The 5,648-nt window shown below is 40.0% G+C and carries 5 protein-coding genes, 14 tRNA genes and 2 rRNA genes; 18 read left to right on the top strand and 3 right to left on the bottom strand.

The window, feature by feature from the left end:
* The 18 genes from CZ382_RS00190 to CZ382_RS00105 form a co-directional block, all read left to right on the top strand.
* Positions 1–103, top strand: a 23S ribosomal RNA gene (locus CZ382_RS00190); the annotation flags it as partial.
* Between the two features lie 218 nt (positions 104–321).
* Positions 322–437, top strand: a 5S ribosomal RNA gene (gene rrf, locus CZ382_RS00185).
* Positions 438–450: 13 nt separating this feature from the next.
* Positions 451–525: transfer RNA gene (locus tag CZ382_RS00180), tRNA-Asn, on the top strand.
* Position 526: 1 nt separating this feature from the next.
* Positions 527–618 (top strand) — tRNA-Ser (locus tag CZ382_RS00175).
* A 15-nt stretch (positions 619–633) separates the two neighbouring features.
* Positions 634–708, top strand: a tRNA-Glu gene (locus tag CZ382_RS00170).
* 13 nt (positions 709–721) lie between these two features.
* Positions 722–797: transfer RNA gene (locus CZ382_RS00165), tRNA-Val, on the top strand.
* 12 nt (positions 798–809) lie between these two features.
* A tRNA-Met gene (locus CZ382_RS00160) sits at positions 810–886 on the top strand.
* A gap of 51 nt (positions 887–937) precedes the next feature.
* Positions 938–1,014, top strand: a tRNA-Asp gene (locus tag CZ382_RS00155).
* Positions 1,015–1,056: 42 nt separating this feature from the next.
* A tRNA-Phe gene (locus tag CZ382_RS00150) sits at positions 1,057–1,132 on the top strand.
* 19 nt (positions 1,133–1,151) lie between these two features.
* Positions 1,152–1,236: transfer RNA gene (locus CZ382_RS00145), tRNA-Tyr, on the top strand.
* Positions 1,237–1,263: 27 nt separating this feature from the next.
* Positions 1,264–1,337 (top strand) — tRNA-Trp (locus tag CZ382_RS00140).
* A gap of 11 nt (positions 1,338–1,348) precedes the next feature.
* Positions 1,349–1,424: transfer RNA gene (locus tag CZ382_RS00135), tRNA-His, on the top strand.
* Between the two features lie 20 nt (positions 1,425–1,444).
* A tRNA-Gln gene (locus tag CZ382_RS00130) sits at positions 1,445–1,519 on the top strand.
* 4 nt (positions 1,520–1,523) lie between these two features.
* Positions 1,524–1,598, top strand: a tRNA-Gly gene (locus CZ382_RS00125).
* Positions 1,599–1,612: 14 nt separating this feature from the next.
* Positions 1,613–1,686: transfer RNA gene (locus CZ382_RS00120), tRNA-Cys, on the top strand.
* Between the two features lie 10 nt (positions 1,687–1,696).
* Positions 1,697–1,778, top strand: a tRNA-Leu gene (locus tag CZ382_RS00115).
* 165 nt (positions 1,779–1,943) lie between these two features.
* Positions 1,944–2,459 carry a hypothetical protein gene (locus CZ382_RS00110; protein ID WP_088049261.1) on the top strand — a complete coding sequence of 172 codons (516 nt, stop codon included), beginning with the start codon at positions 1,944–1,946 and terminating at the stop codon, positions 2,457–2,459.
* A gap of 234 nt (positions 2,460–2,693) precedes the next feature.
* Positions 2,694–3,368: a helix-turn-helix domain-containing protein gene (locus tag CZ382_RS00105; protein WP_159457737.1), complete on the top strand. Its 675-nt coding sequence runs from the start codon at positions 2,694–2,696 to the stop codon at positions 3,366–3,368.
* 116 nt (positions 3,369–3,484) lie between these two features.
* Here CZ382_RS00105 and CZ382_RS00100 read toward each other — a convergent pair whose 3' ends face one another.
* From CZ382_RS00100 to CZ382_RS00090, 3 genes are all read right to left on the bottom strand, one after another.
* Positions 3,485–3,814: a hypothetical protein gene (locus CZ382_RS00100; protein ID WP_088049259.1), complete on the bottom strand. Its 330-nt coding sequence runs from the start codon at positions 3,812–3,814 to the stop codon at positions 3,485–3,487.
* Between the two features lie 160 nt (positions 3,815–3,974).
* The gene (istB, locus tag CZ382_RS00095; protein WP_088049258.1) at positions 3,975–4,718 is read right to left on the bottom strand and encodes an IS21-like element helper ATPase IstB; all 744 of its coding nucleotides are present in this window, start codon (positions 4,716–4,718) and stop codon (positions 3,975–3,977) included.
* A complete protein-coding gene (locus tag CZ382_RS00090) occupies positions 4,715–5,317 on the bottom strand; it encodes a Mu transposase domain-containing protein (RefSeq protein ID WP_200809503.1) in 603 nt (200 codons plus the stop codon). Before CZ382_RS00090 ends, istB begins: the two co-directional genes overlap by 4 nt.
* Between the last annotated feature and the right edge of the window lie 331 nt (positions 5,318–5,648).

Here is a 5,648-nt window from a genome sequence, read left to right as displayed (position 1 = left end):
TGGAAGGTAAGATCCCTCAGAGACGATGAGGTAGATAGGTCCGAGGTGGAAGCGTGGTGACACGTGGAGCTGACGGATACTAATCGATCGAGGACTTAACTATAACCCATCTAATCTGATTTCGTTGCTTGTGGATCTCTTATTTAGTTTCCAAGGTATAAACCTTATACATATTTCGATATTTTACTTGATTTTTTTCGAAAAACAATTATAATATTGGTTGTCACTGAAAATTTATTGGTGATCACTTGGATAATAAGAATGTTCTGTTTAAATCATTCACATCCTGTGGACAACACAGAATGACTAACATCTTGTTGGTCTGGTAGCAATAGCGGAGAGGTCACACCTGTTCCCATGCCGAACACAGCAGTTAAGCTCTCCAGCGCCGATGGTAGTTGGGGCTTTGCCCCTGCAAGAGTAGGACGCCGCCAGGCTAATCGATTCCATTCCACAGTAGCTCAGTGGTAGAGCTATCGGCTGTTAACCGATCGGTCGTAGGTTCGAATCCTACCTGTGGAGCCATGGAGAGCTGTCCGAGTGGCCGAAGGAGCACGATTGGAAATCGTGTAGGCCGTTATCGCGGCCTCGAGGGTTCGAATCCCTCGCTCTCCGCCACCTTTAAATAACTTTGGCCCGTTGGTCAAGTGGTTAAGACACCGCCCTTTCACGGCGGTAACACGGGTTCGAATCCCGTACGGGTCACCACTTAAACTTAATTGGAGGATTAGCTCAGTTGGGAGAGCACCTGCCTTACAAGCAGGGGGTCGCAGGTTCGAGCCCTGCATCCTCCACCATCAATTTCATATCGCGGGGTGGAGCAGTCTGGTAGCTCGTTGGGCTCATAACCCAAAGGTCGTAGGTTCAAATCCTGCCCCCGCAACCAAATTTTCTTTAACTCAATCAAATTAACTTAGTATTTTTTTCTTCATTAAATGGTCTGGTAGTTCAGCTGGTTAGAATGCCTGCCTGTCACGCAGGAGGTCGCGGGTTCGAGTCCCGTCCAGACCGCCACTTTAATAGAGTGTTGTTGCAATTTGTTCACTAATATATAGAGGCTCGGTAGCTCAGTCGGTAGAGCAAAGGACTGAAAATCCTTGTGTCGGCGGTTCGATTCCGTCCCGAGCCACCATTTTTGTGTTTTCCATTATGGAGGGGTAGCGAAGTGGCTAAACGCGGCGGACTGTAAATCCGCTCCCTCAGGGTTCGGCAGTTCGAATCTGCCCCCCTCCACCATTTTACTTTTTTCATATATAAATAAGTAGGGGTATAGTTTAATGGTAAAACGAAGGTCTCCAAAACCTTTGATGTGGGTTCGATTCCTACTACCCCTGCCATGTTTAAGATGGCGGTCGTGGCGAAGTGGTTAACGCACCGGATTGTGGCTCCGGCACGCGTGGGTTCGATCCCCACCGATCGCCCCATTAATTAAATTCAAATATTTTGGGCTATAGCCAAGCGGTAAGGCAGCGGGTTTTGATCCCGTCATTCCCAGGTTCGAATCCTGGTAGCCCAGCCATTATGCGGAAGTAGTTCAGTGGTAGAACACCACCTTGCCAAGGTGGGGGTCGCGGGTTCGAATCCCGTCTTCCGCTCCATTACTTTGCATATTGGCGGCATAGCCAAGTGGTAAGGCAGAGGTCTGCAAAACCTTTATCACCGGTTCAAATCCGGTTGCCGCCTCCAAAGACAATATGCCGGTGTGGCGGAATTGGCAGACGCGCACGACTCAAAATCGTGTTCCTTCGGGAGTGTCGGTTCGACCCCGACCACCGGTATCTACATTATACACACAAACTACAAAATATTATTATCGTAACAGAAAAGACAGGTAATTGCCTGTCTTTTTTTGTTCTTGGTTTTCAAAACAGAATGTGCTCATATTAGCGGATATATTTTACCATCTACGTTAAAATTATAGCAAAATATGGAGGTGAGCACATGTGGGAAAAATAATTGAATTTCCTTGGCATAAGATTGGTATGATAGCGATTATGTTTTATTTTTCTTTATGCTTTACTACTATATGTTTACCTTTAATGTGGTGGTATTATAAAATTCCTACATCGAATTATTACTTTTTTTCACTTTGCACATTATTCTTTGGTGGTTTAATTTTTAATATCATTCTTGCGAAGATATATCCTATAAAAGCAGAAGAATTACAGAAGGGTTTTCCAAAAAGTTTTGTCATAATCGTATTTTTAGGAAAGTTTATTTTGTATTTATTATTTTGTTCTACTATTTATGTATTAACTAATAATGTAGTTCTATGCATATATCTTCTAATGTTTTTAATGTCGGGGGGATATTTTTGGTATTGCATTCTTCGAGGTTATATCTTAGCAAGAAACAATTATAAAGGTCCTGAAATTAATAATAGTATTACCTCGCAAGGGAAGGTAATCGTATTTTCTATTCCCGCTTCTTTAGTAATTGGATATATAATACTTCTTTGACAGGCTATATTGATATAGCTGTAGGTAGTACCTAAAATGTTCTAATAAAAAGTATTAAAAATTATTTAACCACATCTATCCAATATTAATATAGGGGCCGTAAATTACGATGATAAAATATCAGTGAATGAAGGGCGGAATGACAATGAATAGCGAACCACCAAAAAAATGTTAAGTGATCAATTACAGCGTTTGATAGAAATAAATGGTTTCGATGTTTTTAGAAATTCACTAATGGAGTGTCTAGAATTTGACCGTACAACTCTGCAGAAATACTTAAATAATGAACGAGAAGTATCTTTAGAAGAAATTGTTCAGCTTGCAAATTTGTTTAACACATCAGTAGATTATTTAGTGGGGAATTCTGATTATATATTGGACACATGGGACTTTGATTTCCTAGAAGAGTTCTTTCAATACTCATCCAAAAAAATCAAAGAACATTTTAAAGATAGACAGAACACACAGATATCCAGTAAAGATAACATTGATGCTATAATATTTGGGCTTATTACCTACATGACATTTTCAAGGACTGGAAAATCATTTGAGGATCTTGATAAAGATGAAATTGCCAATAAATCAGAAGCATTTGATGAGATAATATCTATATTTCATAGTTGTATCACCATGAGTAATCAGGATTGTTTTGACATAACAGAGTTAAGGGCATTGAATAGAAATATTGTAGATTATTTGTTTGGTGATTTCAGTTTTGTGAATGAGAGAATACTAAATGGTCTAGAAGATAACGTAGAAAAGGCAGACATTGATAAGGTTATATTACTAAAGGATTCTATTAATCAAAATATTAGGCGTAGCCAGAGGGCTCTTAAGGTACTAAATAAACTGTCTATAAATGAAGGTAGTAGGGAAAATGCGAAAATATTGAATATTGCCATTGAATAGAACCACCTCTGCCATCTTTTTGAGCCACTTGTGACATATAATAGAGCCACTTATGACATGGGTGAGCCACCAATGTTTGGAAGGCACTCCCAGCTTGGCTGGGAGTGCCTTCATCATTAAAACGGCAGAATTCCCAATTCAATTTCAAGTTTCTGTTTTTCACGGTACAACTTATCATTTTCTTTTTGTAACTCTTCCACTTCAGTCATGAGGCGCTCGATTTTCGTTTTATCATCAATCCCTTTTTCATAAGCGGTTCCGACGTAACTTAAATCCACTAAAAAGTCTAGAACATCTGGCTCGTCAACCTTATAATCGTTACCGTTCTCTTTCGCTTTAATTTTCCCTTCATTTATCCATTGCCTTACGTCTTCTTCATCGCACTCAATCTCATAGTTGTGTAGTAGTTTAATAGTTTCCAAGAGTGTCATGTAACCATCTATCATAGGGCACACCTTCCTAGTATTATTTTAAAATCCAATGCCTGTGCTACATTCATTTTTTATGGGTGGCGGGTGTAGCTTCGTAATGAGCGTGTGCTTGCGAAGCAAGCGTCATGCGAATTAGAAGAAAACAAGCATCGCGCGTTAGCTACCGAGAATAATCCTATGCCTTTAGGCCATGCCTTTCTCGCATGGATATTTTTCCATCGATAAGAATACTGTAGGAATCGTGGACAATACGGTCCAATATGGCATCTGCCAGTGTTTCTTCCCCGATCTTTTCATGCCAGCCCCTTGGGTCGAACTGAGAACAGAATATGGTTGAGCCCGTCCGGTGCCTTGCCTCAACGATTTCCAATAAATCCCGTGCTTCATTTCCTTTTAATGGGGTTAAAAGCCACTCATCCAAAATCAAAAGGTTGACTTTCTTGTATTGCTTCATCACCTTGCGGAATACACCTTCGCCTCTTGCCACCGCTAATTCGTCAAGAAGATCGGGTAATCGAACATATTTTACTTTATAAAACTGACGGCAGGCAGCTATGCCAAATGCACAAGCGAGGTATGTTTTTCCATTCCCTGATGCCCCTTTCAGAATTATGTTATGGTGTTCCTCGATGTAATTCCCTGTAGCCAACCGCAGGATTTGAGACTTATCAAGCTTTTTGTCTGGATGGTATTCAATATCTTCTACTGCTGCCTGATTATTACTTAACTGTGCGCTTTTAATAAGACGCTCTAATTTGTTGTTTTGACGACGTGACCATTCCATGTCCACAAGTAATCCAAAACGGTCTTCAAATGTCATTTCCTGATACTCTGGGTTTCTTAATTGTTCCTGATAAGTTTCCGCCATGGCAGACATACGCATTTCAGTTAGCTTCGTTAGTGTTGTTTCTTTTGTCATTTTATTTCTCCCCCATAATAGGCAGCTCCGCGAGTGAATCCAAAGGAACTTCCTGCTTTTTCTTCTGTTTTCTCCAAATCATTTGTCGGCAGTTTATCCTGACCTGTCTTTAATATCGTTTGAATACTTTTGAGTGTCGGTCTTGGTGTATAAGCCAAGGCCCTCTCACATGCATTTTCTAAACGTTCGATAGAATGCTTATCTGCCAGTTTTATTAGTCCAAGACATGATTTTAAACCTTGTTTTTCAGTTTTATAGGATGATAATATGCTTCGGACAGTGGCCAAAATATGCATGCCCGCAGAATTAGCCCAATCTAAGACATATTCTCGATTGAAATTAATAAACTGCTTATGTTTGTCGGGCATATGATCTGGGTTCGTGCTTGGCTGCCCAGCTTCTCCGTATAACCTTTTATGAGATGCAATTCTAAAATGATTGTAGAAAATCTCCACGATATCTTTTGTCAGACGTACATCCACCTGATGTTTAATATAATCATATGGTACGGAATAGTACATTTTATCTAAATGTATGTGATAATCATATTGTACAGTTGCTTTTTTCCAAGCAGCTATCTCATATGGGGAAACAGGCAATGGGAAGAAAACTTTTCCTCTTCCATGAAAGCTGTCAGCCTGTTTCCTTTCTTTTTTTGAAAGGGCTTGGTATTAAACTCTGTTAATTTTTCTCGAATGGCCCGATTCAACTCTTCGATAGAGAAAAACTGCTGGTTTCGAAGAGAAGCAATGATCCAAGTCGAAATATTACCCACCGTTCCTTCAGCGCTCGATTTATCTTTGTTATCCTGAACTCTGGATAAAAAGGATTATTCCGAAGTTTTTATTATCCCGAACATTTAACTGCTTTTCCTTATTTATCACGTTAAGCGAGTTAAATGTTCGGGATAATTGTTGTTCATTTTTTCCA

Origin of the sequence: Virgibacillus dakarensis, from assembly GCF_900155625.1 — a bacterium.
Taxonomy (GTDB): Bacteria; Bacillota; Bacilli; order Bacillales; family Amphibacillaceae; genus Lentibacillus_C; species Lentibacillus_C populi.
The sequence above is the reverse complement of the archived record's forward strand: the minus strand, read 5'-3'. Positions and strand labels throughout refer to the sequence as shown.